Source organism: Erythrobacter sp. YT30, from assembly GCF_001542875.1.
In the GTDB taxonomy this organism is placed as follows: domain Bacteria; phylum Pseudomonadota; class Alphaproteobacteria; order Sphingomonadales; family Sphingomonadaceae; genus Erythrobacter.
On record NZ_LMAF01000003.1, the window covers coordinates 45,039 to 58,008 of the forward strand.

Below are 12,970 nucleotides of genomic sequence, written 5' to 3' on the forward strand. Positions count from 1 at the left end.
TCCCTTTTCCTTAGAGGCTGAAGCCGGGTTTAGCGGCGTCGGCCTGCCGGTCTTTTTTGCGCTTGTTCTCGCTGCGACGCGGCTTTTTGGCTGCGTTGCTTGGTACAATTGCTGCAGGATCGGCTGAGCCTACGGTTGTTGATGGATTAGGTGCGTCCTGCCCAACAGCGGTCGGACCGGGGCGCTCTTCGCCGGATACACCCTTGTTGTTTTTGTAGAGGAGCAGCTGATCAATCTCGTTCGCCGCATGGAAGCCATCGGTTGGCAGTTTGATGTCGCGCGCGCTGACGGGCTTCACGAGATACGGCGTCGCAATGATCACCAGCTCGGTTTCGCCCTTGCGATACGAACGCGAACGGAACAGATTGCCAAGGATTGGCACATCGCCAAGACCAGGAGTCTTTTCGAGCGAGTTCTGTGAGTTGTTGCTCATCAGGCCAGCAATCATGAAGCTCTGGCCAGAGCCCAATTCCACGGTCGTTTCGGTGCGACGGGTTGTAAGGCTTGGGATTTCAAATCCGTTGAGCGTGACCGAACCTGAGCTTGAAAGCTCGGAAACTTCGGGACGCAGACGGAGCGAGATCCGGCCATTGGAAAGAACCGTCGGCGTATAGGCAAGGCTAACACCGAACTGGCGGAATTCCACGGCGACGTTGCCCAAACCCTGACTGATCGGGATCGGGAATTCGCCACCGGCAAGGAAGGTCGCCGTTTCACCCGAAAGCGCCGTAAGGTTGGGCTCCGAGATCGTGTTCACGAGACCGATTGTCTCAGACAGATCGAGAGTGCCAGCGAGGTCAAGACCGAAAAGCTGCCCAAGGCCAGCCACTGTCGTGCCAGCTGTGGTGATGACAGAAGTGCCCTCGGCACCGGCTGTCACGTTTACACCAGCGGGGCCACCAGGAGTGTACTGTGTGAGTGCCCCGCGGCCGGTGCCGATGCCGAATTGGAAGCCATCGGTGGAGTCGGCTGTTGTAAGGTTGGCGCCGATAGCGCGGACAAGCGAACGGCTGACTTCAGCAAAGGTCACTTTGAGGTTCACCTGAAGCGGCGTCGCGGTTTTCACCCGCGTGATGACATTTACACCGTCGCCAAGGAATGCCTGAACCAGACGCTCAGCTTCTGATGCATCTTCAGGTGCAGCCACTGTGCCTGTCAAAAGCACGGTGTTGCTGCCCATGGTCGCCACGCTGACTTTTGCCTCTGGCATGGCGAGAGCAAGCATCTGATCGATGCTGTCGATGTTTGAACCCACGCGGATATTGGCAGAGAAGATCACATCGCCGCGGGCATTGCTCGCATAGATGGTCGTCTCACCGCCTGCCCGGCCAAACACGTACAGCTGACGCTGCGATTTGATCTGGACGTCAGCGACCGAATCGTTGGCGACGAACACGTCAGCCATTGCGCCGGGGACTGTTACCAGTTCGCCTTTGCCGATCGACAGAACGATATCCTGTGCTGGACGAACAACCTGCTGCGCTGTTGCGGTGCTTGTCGGCATCACTGCCAGCGGTGCAACAGCCAGACTGGCCATCAGCATCTTTGAAGTAAGTTGGCGTTTCATTTTTCGCCCCCCAATGGGTTTCTCATTTGCCGCAGTTGCGGCGTGAAAACGTGAGTACAAATTCGTCATTGTTCTGGTCTCAGCGGATCAGCGAGCTGGTCACTGCAGGCACAGTCTGACCAGCGTTGCGCACGCCGTTGGACTGGCTGCTGATCAGCGATGCGGTTGAACCGGCCTGCGGATCGACGACCACTTCAGCAGTGCTCTGACCGCGGGTCACGCGAACCTTCGGACCGATTGGCCCTGCAGTTCCGTTGAGAGCGCCGGCACGGCGATCATCGGCTGCTGCGGCTGCGCGTTCGGCGCGTTCACGAGCTTCAACTTCTTCAGGGCTCGGCGGAACCGTCTTGCGCTGGAAGCGAGAGACATCACCACCCGTTGCGAAAGTCGTGCCCTTATCTGCGGGGCGAGCCATCGCTGCACGCAGGATACGCTCTTCTTCTTCAGGAGACGCATCTTCAGGGATCGTGATATCGCCAGATGCGATCGCACGCTCCAATTCAGCCTGGTTGTCCGCGATCGAACGCAGGACAAGCGTCAGCTGACCAATGGTCATCGCGACGGTGACTTTTTCAGCAAGCTTCGGAGTAACTTCGAGCGTCACAGTACGGAAAGCGCGAACCTGCGTTTTTCCGTTCTCATTGACGAACTGCTCGGTCGACTGGTCAGTTGCGAGAACGCGCAGATTGCGAAGAACAGTTTCTGCCGCATTGAGCGGACGGCCTTCGCCAGGAACCGTTTGCGTAAGAACAACGTCAACTCGGTCGCCTGGGAAGACAAAGCCAGCAACACCGGTTTTCGCAGACACGGGAACGGTCACAGCACGCATGCCAGGGCCAAGCGCCGCAGCAAGGAAGCCGCGATCGCCAGGGCTAACCAAAGTGCCTTGGGTCACGGGTTCACCAACAGTCAGCGGATCGCGTACAACGGTGCCAAGGAGGCCCGACACGTCCGATTCGCCTTCCAGATAATAGGCATCCTGCACAAGACCTTCAGGCCATGACTGGAATTCCAGTGCTTCTGCTGTGATGATTGTGCCAGCAGGCAATGGCAATTTTGCCACAAGTACTTTGGGGCCTACAGGCTCAGCGGCTACCGCCTCTGGTGCAGCCGTTCCCCCGGCGAACATGGTGCGCGCTGCAAACGCTGTACCGACCGCAATGATCAGTGCTCCGAGCAGCAAAACCAGCTTCTTCCTATCCATGGCTAATCAAGCCCCTTCGTAAATGCCCTTGGTTGATGTGCGGGCGGGTATGGTTTCAATTCGTAAGACCGAAACGGTTAAAATCAGGTTCATCCCGACATGGCGCCGAGAAAAAGTGTGTCATAATTGTCGATTGTGATGACCCAGAGCGCCCCGGCCGCAATGGCGACTCCGTAAGGGAGCTGGCCCGGTGTCTTGGGTTTGAAGACGACGCGGCGGATGACGAAATAGATCGCCAGAAGGCCGCCAACCATCGCCATGATGATAAGCAGCGTCATGTAATTGAGGGGGGTAATCCAGAGCGCGAGCGCGGCCAGCAGCTTGATATCGCCGCCGCCAAGGATCGTGATGCCGAGCGTGTATCCGATATAGCCAATGCCGAGCAGGATCGCGGTAACGATAAGCGCAAACCCTAATTGCCAAGCAACATCAGGCCACAGCGACATGCCACTTGCCCACCAGTACAAGGGCGCGCCAAGCGCAATGGCGCCATTCAGCCAATTGGCGATCCGGCGGCTTTTTATGTCGGTGAAGGCTGCAACGCAGAGCCCAATTGCCAGCGCAATCAGCAATCCGTAGTGAAGATACAGCATCTGTATGTAGCCCCCAAAAATGCTCGTGCGCCCGTGCGGCTCGCGAACTCTGATTGGGGGTGCTACAGGTCAGTGCTTACTATAAAGTAACCAAAACCCGATGGACGATATTCACGACGTGTCAGCGCAGAATAACTCAGATTTGAAGCCACAGTCAGTGAGCGGTGCTGTGATTGATCGGCGGGCAATACCAGAGGTTGCTACAGAATCGATTTGGAATGCGCGCGATGGGCACGCGATCCGGCGCATTGATTGGCCAGCGGTCGAGAGCCCGGCACGCGGATCGATCCTTTACATGCCAGGGCGAGGGGACTTTTACGAAAAGTATCTGGAAACGCTGCACGAATGGCATTTGAAAGGTTGGCGCGTCACTGCGGCTGACTGGCGCGGTCAGACGGGCAGTGGCCGTTTGGGTAAAGATGCGACCACCGGCCATATCGATGATTTTACGACATGGACGGCAGATCTCGCAGCGTTGTGGGCCGATTTTGTTGCCGAAACGCCCGGCCCGCACATCCTCGCTGCGCATTCCATGGGCGGGCATATCGTTATGCGAGCGCTGGTCGATAAGGTGATCGCGCCGCTGCCTGACGCAGTCGTCCTTTCAGCGCCGATGATTGGTATGGCAGGCCCGCCGCTTCCGATGGCGATGCTCCACAGTGTTGCCAAGATGATGACGCGCATAGGCGAGCCCACTCGTCCGGCATGGAAGGGTGGAGAGAAGCCCGGCGATATCCCCGAAGAGCGTATCAAGCTTTTGACGCATGATGACGATCGTTACGAGGATGAGCTGTGGTGGCGCATCAATCGCCCTGAAATCGCGATGGGCCCGGCAAGCTGGGGTTGGCTGGAGCGGGCTTACGATTCGTGCAGGCGATTGGAAGAACCGGGCGCGCTTGAGGCAGTCGAAACTCCAGTGCTGATCTGCACCACTTCTAACGACAAGCTGGTGAGCCACGCCGCCAACCTTCGCGCCGCGCAAAGGCTGCCCAATGGCGAACTGATCGCGTTCGGAAACGAAGCGCGCCATGAAATCCTGCGCGAAGTGGACGAGGTGCGCGGGCGCATGCTGGAGGGCGTTGATGACTTCCTGGGCCGCGTTGCCCCGCGTCTGGAGACCACTCCTGCATGAGTGATCCCATCTACGATTTTGCGGTCATCGGGGCCGGAATGGCGGGCGCGAGCATTGCCGCTGAACTTGCCCCCTATGCCAGCGTTCTTGTTCTCGAAGGCGAAGATGCGCCGGGCTATCATTCGACCGGTCGATCCGCAGCTTTCTGGGAGGAGTGCTATGGCGGGCCGGGCGTCGTTCCGCTGACAAGTGCATCAGGCCGCTTCCTGCGCGAACAAGATCTGCTGCGGGAACGCGGCGCGCTTTATGTGGGTAGGGCGCAGGATGCGGGCGGGCTTGACGCTTTTATGGACCGGTTTGAGGGAACAGGCGTCACGATCGCGCGGGGCGGGCGCGAAACCTTGATGCAGCACGTTCCGCATGCGCGCGAGGAATGGACTGAATGCATCTGGCAGCCAGCCTGCGCCGATATCGATGTCGCCGCGCTGCACCAGCTTTATCTCAAGACGCTGAAACAAGCAGGCGCACACCTTGTGTGCCGCTCGCGTGTCAGTCACCTCGCCCGGATAGATGATGTTTGGCAGATCACGACCGAAAGCGGGGACACCCACCGCGCGGCTCGCGTCGTCAACGCGGCAGGGGCGTGGGCTGACACGATGGCAAAGCTTGCAGGGGCCCGCCCACTGGGGATTGATCCCAAGCGCCGCACGGTCGCGCAACTCCGCGTTGCACCAGAAGCGCCCGCCGACCTGCCGCTCGTGCTCGACATCAATGGCGGATTTTACTTCAAGTCCGATAATGGCCGCCTATGGCTCAGTCCGCACGATGAAATCCCGACCGACCCTTGCGATGCCGCGCCCGAAGAGATGGATGTGGCGCTAGCGATTGATCGGTTTCAGTCGGTCACGGACTGGAAGATCGAAGCGGTGGAGCGGCGCTGGGCCGGCCTTCGCAGTTTCGCTCCTGATCGTTTGCCGGTTTACGGGCCTGATAGCGAAGTCGATAGCTTCATCTGGTTTGCAGGCCAGGGCGGATTTGGCATCCAGACCGCGCCTGCCGCAGCCCGACTTGGCGCTAAGATCATGCTTGGACAATCACCTGACGCCATGACGGCAGCGATTGATCCGGCGATGTATTCGCCCGAGAGGTTTCAGCTTGTAAACCAACGCGATTTTGCGACTCAGGCACTCTAGCCAAGCCAGTTCCAATCTGTAAGGTGCAAGCCCGAGCAGTAACGTCCAATAAGAGAGGGAACACCATGGCTCACAAGTTCGAAATCTACAAAGACAAGTCCGGCGAATTCCGTGTCCGCTTCAGCTACAATTCCGAAGTGATGTTCTCGACCCAGGGGTATTCGAGCAAATCGTCCGCGCAAAACGCGATTGATTCGATCAAGAAAAACGGCCCTGACGCGCCGATCGAAGACAACAGCTGATCGGCTGAGCCTTCACAAAAGCTACCCAAGCGGGCGCGCCATGATGGTGCGCCCGTTTTGCATTGAGATTAGTCTTCGCCGTCTTCGATGCCGACCTTTTCGGCTTCATCGCTTGCAAGCTTGTCCACCCGCTCATTTTCCGGATGACCCGAATGGCCCTTTACCCAGTGCCATTCAATTTCGTGCCGCCCGGCGACATCAATCAATTCGTGCCATAGATCGGAATTGCGGACCGGTTTCTTGCTCGCCGTTTTCCAGCCATTGCGCTTCCAGCCTTCAACCCACTTGGTGATGCCATCGAGCACGTATTTGCTGTCGGAATAAAGCTCCACCTCGCACGGCTCGATCAGCGCGGACAGCCCTTTGATGACGGCGGTCATTTCCATCCGATTGTTGGTGGTGTCGTCTTCGCCGCCCGACAGCTCTTTTTCGTGCTTGCCCATTTTCAAGAGCACGCCCCAGCCGCCCGGGCCCGGATTTCCCTTGCACGCGCCGTCGGTGTAGATCGCAACTTTCTTCATCGGTTTCGTGTCAGTCATTTTGAAAGGCGTGCGCGTTTCACGCAAAGAGGTGCGATGCGTGCTCGTCGTAGAATCGCCATCTTCGGACGAACTCGACGGGGTCTTTCCTCGTAACCAGCGCATCATTGGGTGTTTCTAACCAATCCTCCGCGCGGCTCGCAACAAACCGAAGACATGCCCCCTTGGCAATTTCTGCGAACAACGCCCGTTCGTCCTGTGTAATTTCCCTTATACTTTCATAGGCATTAAGAAATTCCGTCCCACAATTGGACAGATAGTCTCCGGTGTCCGGATCGAAACACCACGCCGCATGAGTGACAGCAATATCAAGCGCCATGCAATCGGTGCAAGCAAAGTAGAAATCGATCATCCCTGTGACTTTGTCGTCCAGCATAAGGACGTTGTCCGGGAAGAGATCGGCGTGTACCTGAGCCTTTGGCAGCGCAGACAGATCAAGCGCAGCTGCATTCCGAGCAGGGCCAAGCACATCGGGCAAATCCGGGTGGATCGAGGCAAGACCGTCCGCACCACACTTTTCCAGCACGGCGAGATTATCGGCAAAGCCCATCGTGTTGCGACGGCTTAGCGGAAAATCGGCGCTGGCAAGGTGCATCTGCGCCAAGGTAGCGCCGAGCGCGCGTGTCTGATCGGGAGTGGGGCGGGTGGGCGATACGCCGGGGAGAAACTCAATCAGCGCAACCGCTTTGCCTTCTACCATGCGGAATTCTGCGCCGGTTTCATCGTGGATCGTGCGCGGAACAGGACAGCCTTTCGCCGAAAGGTGATCGAGGAGCCCGAGGAAATACGGCAGATCGTCAAGCTCGATCCGCCTCTCATACATGGTGAGGATGTAGCGCGAATTGGCCGTGCCTTTGCGCGTTTCGATGAGCCAGTTGGAGTTCGACACGCCTTCGGCAATGCCCTTTGCCGAAACGAGTTCACCGACATCATAATGACTGATGAGTTCGCTTAAGTCTTCGGCGCTCAAATGCGTGTAGACGGCCATGTTCTTTCGCAAAGTGTGCGGGTTATTCGGTGAGCTGGCGTGGCAGCTTGAAAACCATCTTTTCTTCAGCCGTCGTGATCGTGCGTTCCTGAATGGGGCGCATCGCCGCCAGCGCATCCACCACTTCGCGCACCAGAACTTCCGGCGCAGATGCCCCTGCCGTGAGCCCGATTGTGTCGATCCCGTCGAGCCATGCAGGATCAATCTCATCCGCGCGCTGGATCAATTTGCCGGGCGTTCCCAGCCGCTCTGCCACTTCGACAAGTCGCAGCGAATTGGACGAATTGGGCGCGCCGACGACCAGCACCAGATCGCAATCCTGCGCCAATTCCTTGACCGCTGCCTGACGGTTGGACGTCGCGTAGCAAATGTCTTCCGCTTTCGGTCCCTTGATATTGGGGTAACGCCATTCGAGCGCGTCGATCACTTCGCGCGTGTCATCCACCGACAGCGTCGTTTGCGTGAGATAGGCGAGTGGCTCGTCGCTATCGAAAGGAAGTTTGTCGACGTCCTCAAGGTCTTCGACCAGCGTCATTTGGCCCGGTTCGACCTGGCCCATCGTGCCTATAACTTCGGGATGTCCGGCATGGCCGACGAAAATAATGTGACGGCCTTTTTCCAGCTGCCGCTCGGCCTGGCGGTGCACTTTGGAAACAAGCGGGCATGTCGCATCGACATAGATCATGTTGCGCCGCTCTGCCTCTGCGGGCACCGATTTGGGCACGCCATGCGCGCTGAAGACCACCGGAGCATCGGTGGGAACCTCGTCTAGTTCTTTGACGAAAATCGCGCCTTTGGCTTTCAGCCCTTCGACAACATATTTGTTGTGGACGATTTCATGGCGCACATAGACCGGCGCGCCGTACCTCTCGAGCGCCTTTTCCACGATCTCAATCGCTCGGTCTACACCGGCGCAAAACCCGCGCGGGGCGGCGATCAAAAGGTTGAGCGGTTTGCCTTGCGCTTTCGGGGCAGAGGCTGAATCTTGAAAGGGCGCATTCATGTGTGCCCCTCTAGCGCTTTGTGACCTGCCCCGCTAGGGACATGTCGCAAGGCCGGGTTGTCCCGGCAAATTGGATCGAATGTAAGGACGGCGAATAGATGGTCTCGCTCGCACAATCTGGTGCTCGTATTGGTATTGCCCTTGGCCTCGCAGCTGCGGTGACTGGCTGCGCGCGCGAAGGCGAATTGGTGGTCAATCAGGGTGTGGGGATCACATCTGTGCTTTCCAGCTGTCCGCAGGTCGGCATTCCCGATTACACCGGCGATGTCACCACATTCCGAACGGCAGGCGATGCGACTTTCAGCAATCTCGATATGAGCGCTGCGATCACCAATCTGCGTTCGACCTGCGATGACACTGCCGAAAAGATCTACAGCGAGGCGACATTTGATGTCGTCGCCCAGCGCAAGGATGTGCGCGGTGCGCGCACTGTCACGCTCCCCTACTTCGTCAGCGTCATTCGCGGCGGCAGCGCCGTTGTGACAAAGCGGGTGGGGCAGGTGACGCTCAGCTTCGCCGACGGTGAAGAGCGGGCATCAGCCAGCGCGAAGGCAGGATCATTCGTGGACAAGGCCGCTGCGACACTGCCCGAAGATATTCGCGAGAAGATCACGCGCAAACGACGACCAGGCGATCCGGAAGCCGCACTCGACCCGCTGACCGCGCCCGATGTGAGAGCAGCCATTCAGCGCACCCGATTTGAAATGCTGATCGGGTTCCAGCTGACCGAGGACCAGCTGGGCTATAACGTTCGGCGCTAACGCCACTCTTGAAAAACCCGTGATCCCCCGCAAAGTCGGGAGGAACTGTTTCGAGGAGGCTCCTGCAATCTGCGGGAGCATACATGATTTATGTCAGATCAGACCCTATACGCCGCGTTCGCCGGCACCATTGAAACCGCATTGAGCGCACTCGTCGATGACGGTGTGCTGCCAGCGGATACATCGTTCAAGAATGTCGCGGTAGAGCCGCCGCGCGATCCATCGCATGGCGATCTTGCGACCAATGCCGCGATGGTTCTGGCCAAGCAGGCAAAGACCAATCCGCGCGCGCTCGCCGAGCAGATCACGGCGAAGCTCGCCGATCATCCGGCGATCACCAGCGCAGAGATAGCAGGGCCGGGATTTATCAATTTGCGTCTCGATTCATCGGTTTGGCTCGATGAATTGAAACTGATTCACATACTGGGCGATGATTATGGTCGCTCTTCGATGGGCGCCGATACCAAGGTGAATGTCGAATACGTCTCAGCTAACCCCACCGGCCCTATGCATATGGGGCATTGCCGCGGTGCGGTGGTGGGGGATGCCTTGTCGAGCCTCCTCGAATTTGCAGGCCACGATGTCGTGCGCGAATATTACATCAACGATGCAGGCGGGCAGGTCGATGTACTCGCCCGGTCAGCACATATCCGGTACCGTGAAGCGCTCGGCGAAGATGTCGGCGAAATACCCGAGGGCCTATATCCCGGTGACTACCTGATCCCCGTCGGAAAGGCGCTCGCAAACGAACTTGGCGACAGGTTCCAGCACGCATCCGAAGAAGACTGGCTGCCCATTTTCCGGGCCGAAGCAGTCACGCGGATGATGGATCTCATCCGGTCAGACCTGGCGCTGCTCGGCATTCATCACGATGTGTTTTCATCAGAGGCCGCGCTCCACGCGGCGGACAAACCGGACGAAGCCGAAGCCTGGCTGCGCGAACATGATCTTGTTTACGACGGCGTACTGGAAGCACCCAAAGGCAAAGCCCCGCCAGAAGATTGGGAGCCAGTGGAACTGCCGCTGTTCCGCTCAACCAAGTATGGCGATGATCAGGACCGGCCGATCAAGAAATCAAACGGCGCGTGGACATACTTCGGAGCCGATCTCGCCTATCACATGCAAAAGGCTGAAAATGCCGATGAATTGATTGACATCTGGGGCGCGGATCACGCGGGCACTGTCAAGCGGATTAAGGCAGCGGTTGCGGCGCTTTCCGAAGGCAAGGGTAAGCCGACCCCGTTCGATGTCAAACTGGTCCAGATGGTGCAATTGATGCGCGGCGGCGAGCCTGTGAAAATGTCCAAAAGATCGGGCAATTTCATTACCATCGCGGACATGATCGAAGAAGTCGGCAAGGATGTAGTCCGCTTCACCATGCTCACACGCAAACCCGAAGCGCAAATGGATTTCGACTTTGCCAAAGTGGTGGAGCAATCGAAGGACAATCCGGTCTTTTATGTCCAATACGCGCACGCCCGGCTTAACCGGACAGTGCTCAAATCGGCAGAGGAAGGCATCTCGCCCGATCCTGCCGAAATTGCACGGCTGGGCGAGGAAGAACTCGCGCTCATCAAACGCGCCGCACAATTCCCGCGCGAAATCGAATCCGCTGCCAAAGCGCGCGAACCGCACAGGATCGCTTTTTATCTGTACGATCTGGCATCAGAGCTGCACTCATTTTATACAATGGGTAACAAACAACCTGAAAAGCGGTTCAAGCTGGAACAGGATGTGGGATTGTCGGGTGCAAGGCTTTTCCTCGGGCAAGCGATCGGGCAAGTGATCCGAAATGGGTTAGGTGTGTTAGGTGTAGACGCCGTAGAAGCGATGTAACCGCTCTGGGGTCTTCAACCGTTTGACCATGCCTGGTGCCATTGGGGGGGGCGCAAGGACAGTGGTAGTAGACGCGGAATTTGAGGAAATCCCTAGTGAGGAAGTCTCTGTGACCGAACAAGAGCTTAATCTGACGGCTGATGAAAGCCTGCCCTGGCTCGAATCCGATGAGGATGAAGCAGCTGCGTCGGGCATCGACAGCATTCAGGTGATGACTTTTCTCGCCGTTCTGCTCGCATTGGCAGCGGCCATCATTCTTGCTGTGTGGTTCTTTACCAAAGGATCGGGCAGTTCAGCGCCCGTGCCCGATGGCAGCACGATTTCAGCGCCAGCCGGTCCGATCAAGGAACGCCCGGAGGATCCCGGCGGCAAGGAATTTGAAGGCACCGGCAATCTCGCGCCAGCCGTGGGCGAAGGTGAAACGCGCGACGGGCAGATGGCCGATAGCGCTGGCTCTGAAGACGGGGCAGGGGATGCGACCCCTCCCTCGACAGAAACACCTGCAACCGAAACTGCCACTGCTTCTGCTTCCACTTCCTCAGCTGCGTCGAGTGGCGGCGGTATTGCCGTACAGCTCGCCGCCTATGGCAATCGAGCAAGGGCCGAGCAGGGCTGGCGCGATCTCAGCCGCAGCAGCGAAACGCTGAGCGGTAAGAGCTATCGCATTGTGCAGGCCAAGGTGGATATCGGCACTGTCTATCGCCTTCAGGTCCCTACCTCCAGCCGAGCAGAAGCCAACGCCCTGTGCGACGCGATCAAAGCGGATGGACTTGAGTGCGCTGTAAAACCGTGATGTGAAGGGTGTGAGAGCCGCCGTTTATGGCGCTTTCCACCTGAATTGGACGCGTTTTTCCCCATAGTGGAGCGTTAGCCCGCTTGCCTGACTGCCCCCTTGCTGCAAGTCTGCCTTGATGGTTCCGGCTATTTTCGGATGCTCCGGTCTCACTTTGACGCCTGATGAGCGCGATTTCTTTAGCGATGCCGATCCGGCAGGATACATCCTGTTCGGTCGCAATTGTGAAAGCCGCGAACAATTGCGCGCGCTGACCGATGAATTGCGTGAGCTTCATGGGCGCGATCATCTGCTGGTTTCGATAGATCAGGAAGGCGGCCGAGTTGCCCGCCTGCGTCCACCGCAATGGGCAGCCTATCCAGCGGCTCAAGCGTTTGCAGAGCTTTACGATCTAGCCCCCGCAAGCGCGATTGAGGCGGCGCGGGTCAATGCGCATGCCATGGCGCTGGAGCTTTCCGCCATGGGCATCACGGTTGATTACCATCCACCGCTCGACCTGCGCCAGCCGGGCGCACATGATGTGATCGGCGATCGCGCCTTTGGCTCTGATCCAATGCAGATCGCGGCGCTAGGGCGGGTCACGCTTGAAGGTTTTGCAAAGGGCGGCGTTGTTGGCTGTATCAAGCATATGCCCGGCCATGGCCGCACCACGGTCGACACGCATAAAGAAATGCCGACAGTGCACGAAAGCGCTGAGGAGCTGGAAGCCGACATTGCCCCATTCCGCGCGCTCAATCACGCGCTTATCGGAATGACGGGGCACTTGCTGTTTCCGGTGTGGGATGCGGAAAATCCCGCTACGCTTTCTGAAACGATCATCCGCGATATCATCCGGGGCGAAATCGGGTTTGAAGGCCTGCTGCTGACTGATGATATCGACATGGAAGCGTTGGAAGGCAGGATCCCTGAACGCTCTGCCCGTGCCCATGCCGCAGGCTGCGATATCGTGCTCAATTGCTGGGCGAAGATGGACGATATGATCGGCATTTGCAACGTTCTGCCAGCGATGGGAGATGCCACAAAAGCGCGGCTGGATCGCGCGCTTGAAGGCACGATTGTCGCCGATGAAATGGCTGGAGAGCACGGCGAATTGCTTGCCAAACGCGATGCGCTGCTCGCCCTTGTGGGAGAGCCCGCATGAGCGCGCCGCACGGCAGTGATCCGCATGATGAGGCGCTG

General features: G+C 58.2%; 13 protein-coding genes. 7 read left to right on the forward strand and 6 right to left on the reverse strand.

The genetic code is table 11. From position 1 onward, the window contains the following. Window positions 1–10 precede the first annotated feature (10 nt). The 3 genes from AUC45_RS13985 to AUC45_RS13995 all read right to left on the reverse strand — a co-directional run bounded on the left by AUC45_RS13985 (window position 11) and on the right by AUC45_RS13995 (window position 3,364). Entirely contained in the window at window positions 11–1,567 is a 1,557-nt protein-coding gene (locus tag AUC45_RS13985; RefSeq protein ID WP_082701193.1) for a type II and III secretion system protein family protein, read from the reverse strand. Window positions 1,568–1,646: 79 nt separating this feature from the next. Then, on the reverse strand, window positions 1,647–2,771 hold the full coding sequence (gene cpaB / locus AUC45_RS13990) for a Flp pilus assembly protein CpaB (protein WP_067604059.1): 1,125 nt from the start codon (window positions 2,769–2,771) through the stop codon (window positions 1,647–1,649). Between the two features lie 89 nt (window positions 2,772–2,860). After that, complete coding sequence (locus AUC45_RS13995; RefSeq protein ID WP_067604061.1) at window positions 2,861–3,364, reverse strand: prepilin peptidase; 504 nt, start codon at window positions 3,362–3,364, stop codon at window positions 2,861–2,863. Between the two features lie 100 nt (window positions 3,365–3,464). Here AUC45_RS13995 and AUC45_RS14000 point away from each other — a divergent pair, with 100 nt between their 5' ends. The 3 genes from AUC45_RS14000 (at window position 3,465) to AUC45_RS15630 (ending at window position 5,871) form a co-directional block, all read left to right on the forward strand. Beyond that, complete coding sequence (locus tag AUC45_RS14000) at window positions 3,465–4,496, forward strand: alpha/beta fold hydrolase (RefSeq protein ID WP_082701194.1); 1,032 nt, start codon at window positions 3,465–3,467, stop codon at window positions 4,494–4,496. Beyond that, the gene (locus tag AUC45_RS14005) at window positions 4,493–5,629 is read left to right on the forward strand and encodes an FAD-binding oxidoreductase (protein WP_067604062.1); all 1,137 of its coding nucleotides are present in this window, start codon (window positions 4,493–4,495) and stop codon (window positions 5,627–5,629) included. The genes AUC45_RS14000 and AUC45_RS14005 overlap by 4 nt, the downstream gene beginning before the upstream one ends. A 65-nt stretch (window positions 5,630–5,694) precedes the next feature. After that, window positions 5,695–5,871, forward strand: a complete 177-nt coding sequence (locus AUC45_RS15630) for a YegP family protein (protein WP_082701195.1) — start codon at window positions 5,695–5,697, stop codon at window positions 5,869–5,871. Window positions 5,872–5,939: 68 nt separating this feature from the next. Here AUC45_RS15630 and rnhA read toward each other — a convergent pair whose 3' ends face one another. Genes rnhA through ispH form a run of 3 tightly spaced genes read right to left on the reverse strand, consistent with a single transcriptional unit; the run spans window position 5,940 to window position 8,401 of the window. Further along, window positions 5,940–6,392, reverse strand: coding sequence for a ribonuclease HI (rnhA, locus tag AUC45_RS14010; protein WP_067604521.1), 453 nt, complete (start codon window positions 6,390–6,392; stop codon window positions 5,940–5,942). A 37-nt stretch (window positions 6,393–6,429) separates the two neighbouring features. After that, complete coding sequence (locus tag AUC45_RS14015) at window positions 6,430–7,398, reverse strand: homoserine kinase (protein WP_067604064.1); 969 nt, start codon at window positions 7,396–7,398, stop codon at window positions 6,430–6,432. A 22-nt stretch (window positions 7,399–7,420) separates the two neighbouring features. Further along, window positions 7,421–8,401 (reverse strand): 4-hydroxy-3-methylbut-2-enyl diphosphate reductase, encoded by a 981-nt coding sequence (gene ispH / locus AUC45_RS14020; protein ID WP_067604066.1) that lies wholly within the window; start codon window positions 8,399–8,401, stop codon window positions 7,421–7,423. Window positions 8,402–8,499: 98 nt separating this feature from the next. Between ispH and AUC45_RS14025 the strand changes: the two genes are divergently transcribed. From AUC45_RS14025 to nagZ, 4 genes are all read left to right on the forward strand, one after another. Then, the gene (locus AUC45_RS14025; RefSeq protein WP_067604068.1) at window positions 8,500–9,162 is read left to right on the forward strand and encodes a hypothetical protein; all 663 of its coding nucleotides are present in this window, start codon (window positions 8,500–8,502) and stop codon (window positions 9,160–9,162) included. A 90-nt stretch (window positions 9,163–9,252) separates the two neighbouring features. Next, complete coding sequence (gene argS / locus AUC45_RS14030) at window positions 9,253–10,998, forward strand: arginine--tRNA ligase (RefSeq protein WP_067604070.1); 1,746 nt, start codon at window positions 9,253–9,255, stop codon at window positions 10,996–10,998. A gap of 61 nt (window positions 10,999–11,059) precedes the next feature. Beyond that, entirely contained in the window at window positions 11,060–11,791 is a 732-nt protein-coding gene (locus AUC45_RS14035) for an SPOR domain-containing protein (protein ID WP_233998860.1), read from the forward strand. 118 nt (window positions 11,792–11,909) lie between these two features. Continuing rightward, window positions 11,910–12,932, forward strand: coding sequence for a beta-N-acetylhexosaminidase (gene nagZ, locus AUC45_RS14040; RefSeq protein WP_067604074.1), 1,023 nt, complete (start codon window positions 11,910–11,912; stop codon window positions 12,930–12,932). Window positions 12,933–12,970 lie beyond the last annotated feature (38 nt).

What these genes read in the sequence shown, in the direction of transcription:
- AUC45_RS13985 (WP_082701193.1), bottom strand. Translation starts at nt 1,567, where the DNA reads ATGAAACGCCAACTTACTTCAAAGATGCTGATGGCCAGTCTGGCTGTT.
- cpaB (WP_067604059.1), bottom strand. Translation starts at nt 2,771, where the DNA reads ATGGATAGGAAGAAGCTGGTTTTGCTGCTCGGAGCACTGATCATTGCG.
- AUC45_RS13995 (WP_067604061.1), bottom strand. Translation starts at nt 3,364, where the DNA reads ATGCTGTATCTTCACTACGGATTGCTGATTGCGCTGGCAATTGGGCTC.
- AUC45_RS14000 (WP_082701194.1), top strand. Translation starts at nt 3,465, where the DNA reads ATGGACGATATTCACGACGTGTCAGCGCAGAATAACTCAGATTTGAAG.
- AUC45_RS14005 (WP_067604062.1), top strand. Translation starts at nt 4,493, where the DNA reads ATGAGTGATCCCATCTACGATTTTGCGGTCATCGGGGCCGGAATGGCG.
- AUC45_RS15630 (WP_082701195.1), top strand. Translation starts at nt 5,695, where the DNA reads ATGGCTCACAAGTTCGAAATCTACAAAGACAAGTCCGGCGAATTCCGT.
- rnhA (WP_067604521.1), bottom strand. Translation starts at nt 6,392, where the DNA reads ATGAAGAAAGTTGCGATCTACACCGACGGCGCGTGCAAGGGAAATCCG.
- AUC45_RS14015 (WP_067604064.1), bottom strand. Translation starts at nt 7,398, where the DNA reads ATGGCCGTCTACACGCATTTGAGCGCCGAAGACTTAAGCGAACTCATC.
- ispH (WP_067604066.1), bottom strand. Translation starts at nt 8,401, where the DNA reads ATGAATGCGCCCTTTCAAGATTCAGCCTCTGCCCCGAAAGCGCAAGGC.
- AUC45_RS14025 (WP_067604068.1), top strand. Translation starts at nt 8,500, where the DNA reads ATGGTCTCGCTCGCACAATCTGGTGCTCGTATTGGTATTGCCCTTGGC.
- argS (WP_067604070.1), top strand. Translation starts at nt 9,253, where the DNA reads ATGTCAGATCAGACCCTATACGCCGCGTTCGCCGGCACCATTGAAACC.
- nagZ (WP_067604074.1), top strand. Translation starts at nt 11,910, where the DNA reads ATGGTTCCGGCTATTTTCGGATGCTCCGGTCTCACTTTGACGCCTGAT.